This window comes from Anaerotignum propionicum DSM 1682, assembly GCF_001561955.1.
Classification (GTDB): domain Bacteria; phylum Bacillota; class Clostridia; order Lachnospirales; family Anaerotignaceae; genus Chakrabartyella; species Chakrabartyella propionicum.
This window is the reverse complement of record NZ_CP014223.1, coordinates 2,477,102-2,490,467: the sequence shown is the minus strand read 5'-3', so window position 1 is coordinate 2,490,467 and position 13,366 is coordinate 2,477,102. Positions and strand designations below refer to the sequence as shown.

Here is a 13,366-nt window from a genome sequence, read left to right as displayed (position 1 = left end):
CATAAGAAAAACTGAGGAGGCAATTACATGGCTTTATCTAAAAAGAAGAAAATACTAATAGCTGTTGCAGGCTTAATTGTAGTAGCAGTGGGCGCAAAGGTTGCTTTTGGAGGAAATAAAACCCCCGAAGGCACAATGGTTAGTACCTCTCTTGTAGAGAAACAGGATGTAGAAGAGGTATTAAAGTTAAAAGCAGTTTTAGAAGGCACAGAAAGTACGGAAGTAGTATCAAAATTACGCTATGAAGTAAAGGAACTATTGGTTAAAGAAGGCGACAAGGTAAAAAAAGGTCAGTTACTGGCTGTTTTAGATAGTTCTGAGCTTGTGAAGCAGATGAGTTTAAGTAAAGGGGAATTATCTTTATTGCAAATGCAGCAAAATGAAACACTGGAAAAAAGACAGGATGAATATGACAAGTTGAAAAAAGATTATGACAATGTGAAGGCATTGTTAGATGTTGATGCTGCTAGCCAAAGTGAAGTGGATGAAGCGAAAAGAAAGCTAGATGAGGTTTCTGCGAAAAATGGTGTAGCTGTTTTAACAGATTCAGAAAAACAAACATTAGAAAATATGAGTCGAAAGATAAGTGTTGAAGCGGATACATTAAAGGATTGTAGAATCACCAGTATGATTGACGGTACCATTACCCGTGTGAATACAAAGGTTGGACGATTTGCCAATGATACAGAGAATGACAAGCCAATGTTTGTAATTGAGAATATAGATAAATTGCAAATGAAGGTTTTAGTAAAAGAGACGGATATTGCCAAAATTAAGCTTGGACAGAAGGTAGATATCACAGCAGATATTTTAAATGGGGAAAATGTAGAGGGTGTTGTATCACGTATCTCTCCTACAGGGGAAAATAAGGATGCAAACTCCACGGAAAGAGTAGTACCTGTTTACATAGATGTTATTGGCACAAATGATAAGTTGATTGCAGGTATTACTGCTAAGGCCACTATCCATATTGCAAAGTCGGAGCAGGTTTTAACTGTTCCTTATGAGGCTGTAAGTGAGCTTGAGGATGGTTCTACTGTTGTTTATACTGTAAAAGAAGATAATACAATTCATATCATACCTGTAAAAATTGGGTTAGAGACAGATCTGCTGATTGAAGTTCAGGGAGATGGATTAACCGAAGGACAGCAGATTGTTCTGAGCCCCAGCCTTGCGCTGACGGAAGGAATGACCGTTATCCCTCAGTAGGAGGTGCAGGATGAAGGAAGTAATTAAAATCGAAGAATTAAACAAGATTTATGATACAGGTGCGATTCAAGTACATGCACTGCAAAATGTTTCCCTCACTATTGAAGAGGGGGAGTATGTAGCAATTATGGGGCAATCCGGTTCGGGTAAATCCACCCTTATGAATATTTTAGGTTGCATGGACAGAAATTTTCAGGGAACCTATTTATTAGATGGCATTCCTATTGTAAAGCAAAGTGAAGATGAGCTTTCAACAATTCGAAATAAAAAAATTGGTTTTGTGTTTCAGGCGTTCCAGTTAATTCCTAGAACATCAGCCTTGAAAAATGTAGAAATTCCTATGATATACGGAGGTATGAAAGCCGAGGCGAGAAGAGCAAAGGCGGAGAGTTTGTTACATAAGGTTGGACTGGAAGGCCGTGTGCATCATTTGCCAAACGAGCTTTCAGGTGGACAGAAGCAAAGAGTTGCCATTGCCAGAGCATTGGCCAATGATCCTGCATTGATTCTTGCGGATGAACCAACAGGTAACTTGGACAGCCGGTCGTCCCATGAAATTATGGGTTTTTTCACAAAGCTGAACGATGAGGGTGCAACGGTTGTTGTAGTTACCCATGAAGAAGATATTGCCCAGTGCACAAAGCGGATAATCCGTTTCCAAGACGGGCAGATTGTGAGCGATGAAAAGGTGGTGAAGGAGGGGTGATATTCGAAAATATCAAATTGGCAATGTTCTCTATTCGTGCCAATAAAATGCGTTCCTTTTTGACCATGCTGGGCATGATTATTGGTATTAGCTCGGTTATTGCCATCGTTTCGTTGGGGGATACCATGCGTAGCGTTGTAGCAGGTGAATATGAAAACTTTGGTTCCGGTTTGGTTGTTGCATACATTGATTCTCCTGATGGTTATTACTCAATGGAGCAGATGTTTACAAAGGATGATGCGGATCAGTTGATGGATGCCATGGATGGAAAAGTAACCTGCGTTGGTTTTCGAAGCTCAACAAGAGCTGATGTAAAAGCAGGAAGAAAAAAAGAGATGGTTACCTTAAATGGTTTGGCAGAAAACCCTACCGTCATAAAAAATCCGAAAATTGTATATGGGCGTATGCTAAACAATAAAGATATTATAGGCAAGAAAAAGTTTGTTGTGTTGGATAAGACAACTGCGGCTAATCTTTTTGGTCAGGAAAATGTTGTGGGAAAATCATTGAAAACTACCATAAATAATCAGGCAGAAGAGCTTTTGATTATAGGTGTATTTGAAAATACCGATTCTGCACTTATGAAGTTAATGCAGGGTGGTTCATTTGCCAATGCATATATTCCTGAAAGCATTCTGGTAAGTCCCGATGAAGGGCAGTGGGGACTTTCTTTCTGGATGTCACAAGACTATGATATGACTCAGTTGCAAAATGAGATACGTGCGTATATTGCCCGAATGAAAAATCAACCTATTGAAAATGTGACCTGTTACTCCGCAAAGGAAGAGATGAAAAGCGTAGATGGTGTACTTAGTTCTCTTTCTGCGGTGGTTGGTGCCATTGCAGCCATTTCACTGGTTGTTGGTGGTATTGGAATTATGAATATCATGCTGGTTTCCGTAACGGAGAGAACAAGAGAGATCGGTATCAGAAAAGCCCTTGGTGCAAGGACAAAGGATATTATGATTCAGTTTTTGATTGAAGCTGCTGCAATTTCTGCGGCGGGCGGTATTATTGGTACCATTTTAGGAATCTCTATTGTTGCAATTGGTGGTATGATAGTGGGGGTCGGAGTTGTTGTTAAGCCTACAGTGGTATTGATAGCAGTTGTCTTTTCTGCTGTTGTAGGTTTGGGCTTTGGTTTGTACCCTGCCAACAAAGCGGCGAAAAAAGATCCAGTTGAAGCTTTGAGATATGAATAATAGGACTTTAAAACAGTGTGCAAATCGTACACTGTTTTTTTGTGAGATTTTTAATCATAATAAATTAGAACAAGATTTTCTTATAAAAAATGCATTTTGAATAGATCTGAAGTTAAACAATCAGTACAAGGATGCGAATGCTCTAAAAATTTTTGATTTAGCCAAGGAGATTTTACATAAAATGAATACTTATTTTTAAGGCGTATGTGGCAAAGAATAAATATTATCTTAGGAAAATTTAAAAGGTACTATGAAATGTATGTTTGATTGGTGATTCCTTATAATTTTACTATATGGGACAGTTTATAGCCAGTTGGGACAAGTTTATATTTTCTCTTTTTTCTGGAAAGAAAATATGATATAATATAACATAATTTGCAAAGATTGCATTATGGGAGGTGCAAAATGGAGTTTAAAGAAAATATGAGTGAAATAAAACCCTTTGTGCACCTGCACGTTCATACAGAATATAGCCTTTTAGACGGTTCTGCTAAGATAAAGGAATTGGTTCTTCGAGCAAAAGAACTAGGTATGGACAGCATTGCCATAACAGATCACGGTGCCATGTATGGAGCCGTAGAATTTTATAAGGCGGCATTAGAGTCAGGCATAAAACCCATTATTGGTTGCGAGGTTTATGTAGCCCCGGAGTCCCGACTTATGAAGGATGCAAAAAACGGTGGCAATTATCATCTTGTGCTTTTGGCTGAGAATGACGAGGGCTATCAGAATTTAATAAAGCTGGTTTCTTATGGATTTATAGATGGTTTTTATTATAAACCACGTATTGATAAGGAGCTTTTGCGAAAGCACCATAAGGGACTGATTGCTTCCAGTGCTTGTTTGGCAGGAGAAGTGGCCAGAAATATTATTAATGTTTCCTATGAAAAAGCAAAGGAAGCAGCATTGGAGTATTTAGATATTTTTGGTGAAGGAAACTTCTTTCTTGAGTTGCAAGACCACGGTATGCGGGAGCAAAAGCAAGTGAATATGGCTTTGGTTCGCATGAGTGAGGAAACAGGCATTCCTCTTATTGCTACAAATGATAGTCATTATATTTATAAAGAGGATGCAGAGCCTCATGATATTTTGCTATGCATTCAAACGGCAAAAACGATTTTGGATGAAGATCGTATGCGTTATGAAGGCGGGCAGTTTTATGTAAAAAGCCCTGAAGAGATGTACGATTTATTTTCCTATGCCCCTGAAGCGTTGGAGAATACAGCAAAGATTGCAGAAAGATGCAATGTTTCCTTTCAATTTCACGAACTTAAATTACCGCAGTTTGATGTGCCCCAAGGAAAAACAGCCAATCAATACCTAAGAGAGGTTTGTGAGTCAGGGTTTCGAGAAAAATATCCTGAAGGCAAAAAAGAATGGAAAGAAAGATTGGAATATGAACTTTCTACCATAGAAAATATGGGGTATGTGGATTATTTCCTGATTGTATGGGATTTTATTAAATATGCCAAGGACAACGGAATCATTGTTGGACCAGGAAGAGGTTCTGCGGCGGGGAGTATGGTTTCTTATTGTTTATCCATTACTACCATTGACCCATTAAAATATGACTTGATTTTTGAACGATTTTTGAATCCTGAACGTGTCAGTATGCCTGATATTGATATCGATTTTTGTTATGAGCGACGGCAAGAAGTGATAGACTATGTAATCCGTAAATATGGGGAGGATCATGTCGCCCAAATTATCACATTTGGAACTATGGCGGCTAGAGCGGCAATTAAGGACGTAGGCCGTGCTTTGGCTATGCCTTATGCCGATGTGGATCGTATTTCCAAAATGATACCTACGGAGCTGGGAATTACCATTAAAAAAGCCCTAGCTATGAATCCTGACCTACAAAAGGCATATGAAACAGAGGAAGACACCCATCGTTTGATTGACACCTCCTTGCGTTTGGAAGGACTGCCAAGGCATTCTTCCACCCATGCTGCGGGGGTTGTGATTTGTAAAAAACCTGTTGTGGAATATGTGCCATTGAGTGCAAATGAAGGCCAGGTAAATACTCAGTACACCATGACCCTTTTAGAAGAGCTGGGCATTCTAAAAATGGATTTCCTGGGTCTCAGAACCCTTACAGTGATTCAAAATGCTGTGCAGGAAGTGGAACGTATTCACGAGATAAAGATTAATATAGACAATATCCCTGATGACGATGAGGCGGTCTACCAGCTTATCAGTCAGGGGAAAACAGAGGGTGTTTTTCAGCTGGAAAGTGCAGGGATGAAGCAGTTTATGCGGGAGCTTCAGCCAAAGAGGCTGGAGGATTTGATTGCAGGAATTTCATTATATCGCCCGGGTCCTATGGATTTTATTCCGAAATATGTGAAGGGTAAAAATAACCCTGAAAATATTCAATATACCCATAAAAGTCTTGAGCCTATATTAAAAAATACCTATGGCTGCATTGTTTATCAAGAGCAGGTTATGCAGATCGTGCGGGACTTGGCGGGCTACAGCCTTGGGCGAAGCGATTTGGTACGGCGTGCCATGAGTAAGAAAAAAGCATCAGTAATGGCAGAGGAGAGAAAAAATTTCGTTTATGGCGTTGGGGATGAAGTTCCCGGATGTGTGAAAAATGGAATACCAGCGGAGGTTGCGGAAAAAATCTTTGACGAGATGACAGACTTTGCTAAGTATGCCTTTAATAAGAGCCATGCAGCTTGCTATGCCGTTGTTGGATATCAAACAGCATGGTTAAAGGCTCATTATCCTGTAGAATTTATGGCGGCTTTAATGACCAGTGTTATGGATAACGCAGGCAAAGTTTCAAGCTATATTGAAGAATGCAAAAAAATGGGCATTGCTTTACTGCCTCCTGACATTAACGAGGGGTATGCGCATTTTTCTGTTTCCGATGGAAAAATAAGATTTGGACTTGCCGCCATTAAAAATGTAGGTCGGGGTGTTGTCAATGCTTTGGTTGCCGAGCGTGACAGGGAAGGTTTATTTCAGTCCATGACTGAATTCTGTAACCGTATGGAAACAGGTGAAATGAATAAGAGAAGTTTTGAAAGCCTGATTAAAGCGGGTGCAATGGATTCCTTAGGTGGTGCCAGAAGTCAATATATGGCGATTTACAAAAGTATTTTGGATGGAATTGGTCAGGCTAGAAAGAATAATATTGAAGGACAATTAAATTTGTTTGAATTAGATATGGGTGAAGGAAACTATCAGATGCAAGACGATTTGCCCAATGTGGCTGAGTTTGTACCCAGAGATAAGCTGGCCATGGAAAAAGAGGTTTTGGGTATTTATGTAAGTGGACATCCATTGGCGGAATATGAAGATAGATTAAGAAGAAAAATAAGCCATAGCAGTATTGATTTTTTGCCTAGGGAAGAAGAGGAAGAACGCCAACAAATCCCAGATGAAACCAAGGTGATTGTTGGTGGTATGATTGCTAGTGTTTCGGTGAAATATACAAGAAACAATGATAAAATGGCTTTTCTGACCCTTGAAGATTTTCAAGGCACAATGGAGATTGTTGTATTCCCAAAAGTATATCAACAATATTCTGAGCTTTTATTAGAAGAAGCAGTCATTTTAGTGAAAGGTCGTTCAAACGTATCGGCTGATGGAGAGGCAAAGGTAATTGCATCTCAAATGCAGATCTTACATTTGGAGGAGACAAAGCCAGCGGAGAATGAGAAAACCACTGCCTCGGTATGGCTGAAAATTGCACAGAATAGAGAGGTTCCTTTACAGCAGATAACGGCGATCTTAGGCCGTTATCGTGGAGAAATACCTGTTTATATTTATCAAGAAAGTACAAAGGAAAAAAGAAAAGCGGATAAAAAAAATTGGGTGGATGGTTCCTTTGATTTGCAGGAGGAGTTAAAGCTTCTACTAGGTGAGGGTAATGTGGTGATGAAGGACGGTTAGGAGGGATTGCGTATGAATGAAAAGAACATGGAAAATACGCCATATATATGCGTGAAAGCCTTAGAAAAGGGCGTAAGTATTATTGGAGTAACCCGCGGCGAGGTTACAAAAATTCATCATACGGAAAAACTTGACAAGGGTGAGGTTTTAATTGCCCAGTTCACCACGAATACGTCTGCCATTAAAATAAGAGGTGAGGCGGAGATTTATACCCAATTTGGGGTGATTCAGTCAGAAAATTTTGAGAAGGAATAATTTTGGGATTGGAGGAAAATGTGATGGAGCAGAAAAAGATTCGCAAAATTGGTGTATTGACCAGCGGGGGGGATGCTCCCGGTATGAACGCTGCGATCCGTGCAGTTGTAAGAACAGCACTCTTTCATGATATTCAGGTGATTGGCATTCGCAAAGGTTATAACGGACTCTTAAATGGCGAAATCAAGGAGATGTACAGCAAGGATGTATCTAATGTAATGAACTTAGGCGGTACTATTTTGCATACGGCGCGCTGCCCTGAAATGATGACTCAAGAAGGACTGAATAAAGCCGCAGCAATATACAAAATTTTAGGTTTAGATGCTTTGGTAGTTATTGGTGGGGATGGCTCTTACAGAGGCATGGCAGAGCTGGCAAAGCTTGGTGTAAACTGCATTGGGATTCCAGCAACCATTGATTTGGATATGAACAGCACGGAATATTCCATTGGTTTTGATACAGCTGTAAATACCGGAATGGATGCTTTAAACAAGTTGAGAGATACATCCAGTTCCCACGAGCGCTGTTCTGTGGTTGAAGTTATGGGTCGTGATGCCGGGTATATCGCGGTATGGTGCGGTATGGTTGGCGGTGCCGAAGATGTAATGTTTCCAGAGGCGAAGGGTGTTATCGATAGCCAAAAGGTGATTCAGCAAATTTTGGAGAACAGAAGCATTGGTAAAAGGCACAATTTAATTGTGGTTGCAGAAGGTGTTGGTGGTACCCAGAAACTGGCTAAGGATATTCAGGATATCACGGGCATTCAGACCAGAGCGACCATACTAGGTCATTTGCAAAGAGGCGGTAGCCCCACAGCAATTGACCGTATGCATGCTTCCATGATGGGTTATCACGCCGTAAAGGCCATTTTGGAAGGGAAAGAGAATCAAGTTATTTGCTTTAACAAGGGGAAATATGAAATTATAGGTCTTGAGGAATCTTTGGGGATGGAGAAAACTTTAGATCAGGATATATATAACGTAATTAAAATTCTTGCTATATAATTAAAATTCTTGCTTGTCTATTTTATCGGTTCATCAAGAGAAATTGGAAAGCGATGAATGGAGGGGATATATTTCCTCTGGGATAAATGAAAAAAGAACCCACTGTAAAGGAATTTGCAGACAAAGGGTTCTTTTATCCAAGGATTTTAATTGTTTTATATTATTAATTGTACAGAAAGAGGAGGTACTGCAATGCGCAGGACAAAAATTGTATGCACACTGGGGCCGGCAACGGATAGTGTTGAGATTATGAAAAGTTTAATTCAAAATGGGTTAGACGCCGCTCGTGTGAATTTTTCTCATGGGACTTATGAATCTCATGGGGAGATGATTAAAAAACTAAAGCAGGCTAGAGAGGAATTGGGTGTACCCATTCCCTTGATACTGGACACAAAAGGCCCTGAAATCAGAATTAAAACCTTTGCCGAGGGTAAAATTATTCTGGAGCAGGGAGACAAATTTACGCTTACCACGGAGGATATAGAAGGAACCAAAGAAAAGGTATCTGTAACCTATTTAGATTTGCCTAAAGATGTGCAGGTTGGTTCTCGTATCCTAATTGATGACGGTTTGATTGAGCTTAAGGTTGATCGCATCGTAGGACCTGAGGTGCAATGTTCCGTTATAAACGGTGGCAAGGTTGGTTCCAAAAAAGGTGTAAATCTGCCAGGAATAAGAGTGAATTTGCCTGCTTTAACAGAGAAAGACATAGAAGACTTAAAATTCGGTATTAAAAACGGATTTGATATAGTAGCAGCATCCTTTATTCGCTCTGCTGCCGATGTGACAAGAATTAGAAGAGTGTTGGAGAAAAATGGCGGCGACGGTATCCATATTATTGCAAAAATTGAGAACCAAGAAGGCGTGGATAATATTGATGAAATTTTAGAGGTTTCTGATGGTATTATGGTTGCCAGAGGTGACTTGGGTGTGGAAATTCACCCTGAAGAAGTACCCTTGGTTCAAAAGCAACTGATTGCAAAGGCAAACCAGCGTAGTAAACCGGTTATCACTGCTACACAAATGCTGGAAAGCATGGTGAATAGCCCAAGACCTACTCGAGCAGAAGCAAATGATGTTGCCAATGCTATTTTTGACGGAAGTGATTCCATTATGCTTTCTGGGGAAACCGCAGCGGGAAATTATCCCCTTGAAGCAGTCGCAACCATGGCTCGTATTGCAGAAAAAACAGAAAGCAGTATTAATTACAGTAAGTTACTAACCAGACAGCCAGATGGTGTAACTACGAATATCACCAATGCCATTAGCTTTGCAGCTTGCAGTACTGCGGCTGAATTGAACACTGCGTGTATATGTACCATTACACAATCGGGCTTCACAGCCAGAATGATATCCAAACATAGACCTGTTTGCCCTATTGTTGCGGCAACGATGGCAGAACGGGTTTGGCGTCAGCTTAATCTGGTATGGGGCTGTAAACCAATGTTGCATAAAGATAAGCTTCCACAGGGAAGAGTTTTCGACACCGGTATGAATATCATTCAAGCCAGCGGATTGGTGAAAAACGGTGATACCGTTGTAATGGCACTTGGTATGCCATTAGGCGTAAGCGGCGCTACCAACACCCTTCGAGTTGACATTGTAGGGGATGTGCTGTGCAAAGGAATTGGTGTGGGAAACAAAAAGGCCAGCGGCAGAGCAAGAGTTATTAAGGTTCGGGAAGATATAGAGCGCAACTTTCAAAAGGGTGATATCTTAGTTGCAACTTCTACGGATAATGATTTTATGCCATATATTCAAAAGGCATCTGCGATTATTGTTGGACCTTTAGACCATAGTGAAAACTGCCATGCGGAGATTGCAGGAAGAGCATTGAATATTCCCGTAATTATTTGTAATGCAAAGGTTACAGATTTTATTCCTTGTGATGCTTTGATTTCAGTTGATGCGGCAACAGGTTTTGTGTATGCAGGATTGCCTGGAGACAAACAAAAAGATTGATAGTGAAATGAAGGTCGTACCTATTTGGTATGACCTTTTTCATGAAAAAGAATATGATAAATGGGGAGAGTAAAAACAGTCGAAATTGAAAAGCATTCAAATGATGTAAAAAATGATTCTTTCCCTTGGTTGCAAAGTGACAGTAGTGCAGAATAAGTATTGGAAAATAATATACCAAGATTTATTTATCTGTTTTTGCTACAATTAATAAGTTGGTATGTTTTTTTAATTAGATGCCAGATATTCGTATAAATCCTCTATAGTTAAAGAAAATGAAAGAGTTTTTTATTGTGTTTTATTAAGATTTTTGATATAGTAAGAATGATGTAACGAAACGGAAAGTAGCGGGTGGTATGATATGAGAGTAATCTCTGGGTTGGCAAAAGGACGAAAACTACAAACAATTGAAGGTTTATCCACAAGACCCACCACAGACAGGATAAAGGAGACTTTATTTAATATTATTGCTTTTGATTTGCCTGAGGCAAATTTTTTAGATTTGTTTTCTGGAAGTGGAGCCATTGGCATTGAGGCATTAAGCCGCGGTGCGTCAAAGACAGTTTTTGTAGAGAATAATCTCCAGTGTCAACAGATTATTCGGGAAAATCTACTGCATACCGGATTGGACAAGCTAGGGAGAGTATTGGGCTTAGAAGTACTTCAGGCTTTGACTCAGCTTTCAAAGGAAGAGACTATATTTGATATTATTTTTTTAGATCCGCCTTATGCAGCTGGGCTGACAGAGTCCACACTCAAAGAAATTGTCAGAGGTGGGTTGCTTAAAAAAAATGGTTATATTATTGTTGAACGTGCCGCACAAATTCCCCTTGTACCCATACCCGGGCTTCGGGTTTTACGCGAAAAAGAGTACAGAACAACGGTTATGACGTTTCTGTGCCTGGAGGAAGAAAATTTATGAGAAAAGCTATTTACGCAGGAAGCTTTGATCCTATCACATTAGGACATATGGATATTATCAGGCGAGCGGCAAAGCTGTTTGATATTTTGGTTGTTGCAGTTTTGGAAAATCCCAATAAATGCTCTTTATTTACAGTAGAAGAGAGAAAAGAACAATTGGAATTGGTTCTTTCGGAGATGGAAAATATTGAAGTTGCCTCTTTTCGCGGGCTATTAGCTGACTTTGCGAAGGAAGTTGGCGCAACTGCGGCAGTGAGAGGGCTTCGTAATACGATGGATTTTGCAGTGGAATATCAGATGTATTTAATTAACCGTAAGCTTGGGAAGGATATGGAAACGGTCTTCTTAGCGGCGGATGAGGATCATCTTTGCTTAAGTTCCACAAATGTTAAAGAAGTTGCAGTTTTTGGTGGGAATATTGATTTTATGGTTCCTCAGCAAATTAAGCCTTTTATTTTAGAAAAATATAAGAAGTGAGGGAATGCTATGGATTCTGTTTTGCAATTATTAGACGAATTGGAAGAGATTTTAGATAGTAGCAAGGGGGTGCCTTTTAGCAACAAGGTATCCGTTGATAAAGACGAAATTTATGATATTATCAGCGAAATCCGCATGAAGCTTCCCAATGAATTAAAGCAGTCAAAATGGGTCATTGAGGAAAGAAATAAGATTTTGATAGATGCGCAAAGGGAAGCGGATGAACTGTTGAAAAATGCGGAAGACCGCATGGTAAGAATGGTTGACGATAATGAGGTAACGAAAAAGGCGTATGAGCAGGCAGCGGCCATTATTGATTCAGCAAAAAAGACCTCCAAGGAAATGCGCTTAGGCGCCATGGAGTACGCAGAGGGTGTTTTGGCTGATGCAGAGGGTAAGCTGAAAGAATTGAAAGCCGTTGTTTACAGTGAAAGTATAAAAACCGATGATTATTTTGCCCAAACGCTGAACGTATTAGCTGAAAATATTCAGGAACTGCGCTTAGGCAAATAATCCTATTGTTTTTGCCGTAGAGTGTATAAAAAAACGAAGAAAAGAAACAAAAGACTGCATTTTAAATATGAAACGGGAATGAAAAATTCAGTTTCTGCCATCATAACAAAGGCAGGAACTGTTTTTTGTACGTATTTTTCAATGAATGGAAATGCAATATAAAAAAACAGACCACTAAATATGCTATTACAAATTTTAGCCGCAAGATAGCGGCTTTTTTTTATGGGCACATTTCTTAAAATTCCCATGGTCTGGCATAAAATGGACAGACCTCCCAATGCCACCAGCATACAGGTTGCGGTGAGTCTATAAATCAATGGGTCTGGGGCATAGCTTAAGAGAAATGCTCCGTTGGTCATTTCAAGCAATCCACCTAACACCCCGGAAAAAAAGTCCACAGAGAAGGGCAAAAAAGAAAAGGCTTTTGCAATAAGATGCAATAAACCTGCTTGTTGAAAAGCCTCCACATAAACGGCAAAAAGAATGATATAGCCTCCGATTTGCGTGACAGTATCCATGGAATCAGCAATGGTTTGAGGGAGACACTGTGTGATAGACGGAGGGCTTTTTTTATGATAGAGAAGAGAATCATCCCAAGAATTTTGAGGATAAAACAGGCGAAACAGGATTCCCGTTGCAACTGCCCCAAAAAAACAGCAAAGTAAGAAGATGTATCCCCAATAAGGTGCTTGAAAAAAAGCGGCACCTACTGTTCCAACCAGAAACAGTGGGCCGGGATTATTACAAAAGGATAAAATATGTTCCGCCTGTGAAAGTGAAATTTTTTTTTCTGAATACAATGAGGCGGTGATTTTTGCTCCCATGGGATAACCGGAAAATATTCCAAGAAAAAAAGGGAATGCAGCAATTCCCGGAAGACCAAAGAGGGGTTTCATCAGAGGCCTTAGCCATTCCCCCACTGTTTCCGCAGCGCCCATCCGCAACAATAGCCCACAGGCCACCATAAATGGGAACAAGGAGGGCAAAACTTGATTAAACCATAGCATGACACCCTTTGTACTTGCTGCCAACATAGCCTGAGGATAGCGTAGTAAGGCGAAAATTAAAAAACAGGTACAAAGGATAACGAAGGAGTTTTTTCTCATTTTAATACTTCTTCCATTATGTATTGTTACAATTTATGCCTCGAAACGCTGTTCTATGAAGGCATGTTACAAGTAAAGCAGGAAATGGTATGAAGAAGCTGTGTAGTC

Annotated in this window: 11 protein-coding genes; 10 read left to right on the top strand and 1 reads right to left on the bottom strand. The window is 39.9% G+C overall.

What is annotated here, in order from left to right:
• The first annotated feature begins 27 nt into the window (after positions 1 to 27).
• The 10 genes from CPRO_RS11630 to CPRO_RS11585 all read left to right on the top strand — a co-directional run bounded on the left by CPRO_RS11630 (position 28) and on the right by CPRO_RS11585 (position 12,152).
• On the top strand, positions 28 to 1,209 hold the full coding sequence (locus CPRO_RS11630) for an efflux RND transporter periplasmic adaptor subunit (protein ID WP_066052013.1): 1,182 nt from the start codon (positions 28 to 30) through the stop codon (positions 1,207 to 1,209).
• Positions 1,210 to 1,219: 10 nt separating this feature from the next.
• Complete coding sequence (locus tag CPRO_RS11625; protein ID WP_066052010.1) at positions 1,220 to 1,915, top strand: ABC transporter ATP-binding protein; 696 nt, start codon at positions 1,220 to 1,222, stop codon at positions 1,913 to 1,915.
• Complete coding sequence (locus CPRO_RS11620) at positions 1,912 to 3,117, top strand: ABC transporter permease (protein WP_066052007.1); 1,206 nt, start codon at positions 1,912 to 1,914, stop codon at positions 3,115 to 3,117. The genes CPRO_RS11625 and CPRO_RS11620 overlap by 4 nt, the downstream gene beginning before the upstream one ends.
• Positions 3,118 to 3,522: 405 nt before the next feature.
• The gene (locus CPRO_RS11615) at positions 3,523 to 7,023 is read left to right on the top strand and encodes a DNA polymerase III subunit alpha (RefSeq protein WP_242946173.1); all 3,501 of its coding nucleotides are present in this window, start codon (positions 3,523 to 3,525) and stop codon (positions 7,021 to 7,023) included.
• 12 nt (positions 7,024 to 7,035) lie between these two features.
• Positions 7,036 to 7,278 (top strand): trp RNA-binding attenuation protein MtrB, encoded by a 243-nt coding sequence (gene mtrB, locus CPRO_RS11610; RefSeq protein ID WP_066052004.1) that lies wholly within the window; start codon positions 7,036 to 7,038, stop codon positions 7,276 to 7,278.
• A gap of 23 nt (positions 7,279 to 7,301) precedes the next feature.
• Positions 7,302 to 8,282: a 6-phosphofructokinase gene (gene pfkA, locus CPRO_RS11605; protein WP_066054021.1), complete on the top strand. Its 981-nt coding sequence runs from the start codon at positions 7,302 to 7,304 to the stop codon at positions 8,280 to 8,282.
• Between the two features lie 192 nt (positions 8,283 to 8,474).
• On the top strand, positions 8,475 to 10,244 hold the full coding sequence (gene pyk / locus CPRO_RS11600) for a pyruvate kinase (protein WP_066052002.1): 1,770 nt from the start codon (positions 8,475 to 8,477) through the stop codon (positions 10,242 to 10,244).
• Positions 10,245 to 10,602: 358 nt separating this feature from the next.
• The gene (gene rsmD, locus CPRO_RS11595) at positions 10,603 to 11,163 is read left to right on the top strand and encodes a 16S rRNA (guanine(966)-N(2))-methyltransferase RsmD (protein WP_066051999.1); all 561 of its coding nucleotides are present in this window, start codon (positions 10,603 to 10,605) and stop codon (positions 11,161 to 11,163) included.
• Positions 11,160 to 11,639, top strand: a complete 480-nt coding sequence (gene coaD / locus CPRO_RS11590; RefSeq protein WP_066051996.1) for a pantetheine-phosphate adenylyltransferase — start codon at positions 11,160 to 11,162, stop codon at positions 11,637 to 11,639. The genes rsmD and coaD overlap by 4 nt, the downstream gene beginning before the upstream one ends.
• Before the next feature lie 9 nt (positions 11,640 to 11,648).
• A complete protein-coding gene (locus CPRO_RS11585; RefSeq protein ID WP_066051991.1) occupies positions 11,649 to 12,152 on the top strand; it encodes an ATPase in 504 nt (167 codons plus the stop codon).
• A 2-nt stretch (positions 12,153 to 12,154) separates the two neighbouring features.
• Here the strand turns inward: CPRO_RS11585 and CPRO_RS11580 are convergent, their stop codons facing one another.
• Complete coding sequence (locus CPRO_RS11580; RefSeq protein WP_066051988.1) at positions 12,155 to 13,258, bottom strand: nucleoside recognition domain-containing protein; 1,104 nt, start codon at positions 13,256 to 13,258, stop codon at positions 12,155 to 12,157.
• Positions 13,259 to 13,366 lie beyond the last annotated feature (108 nt).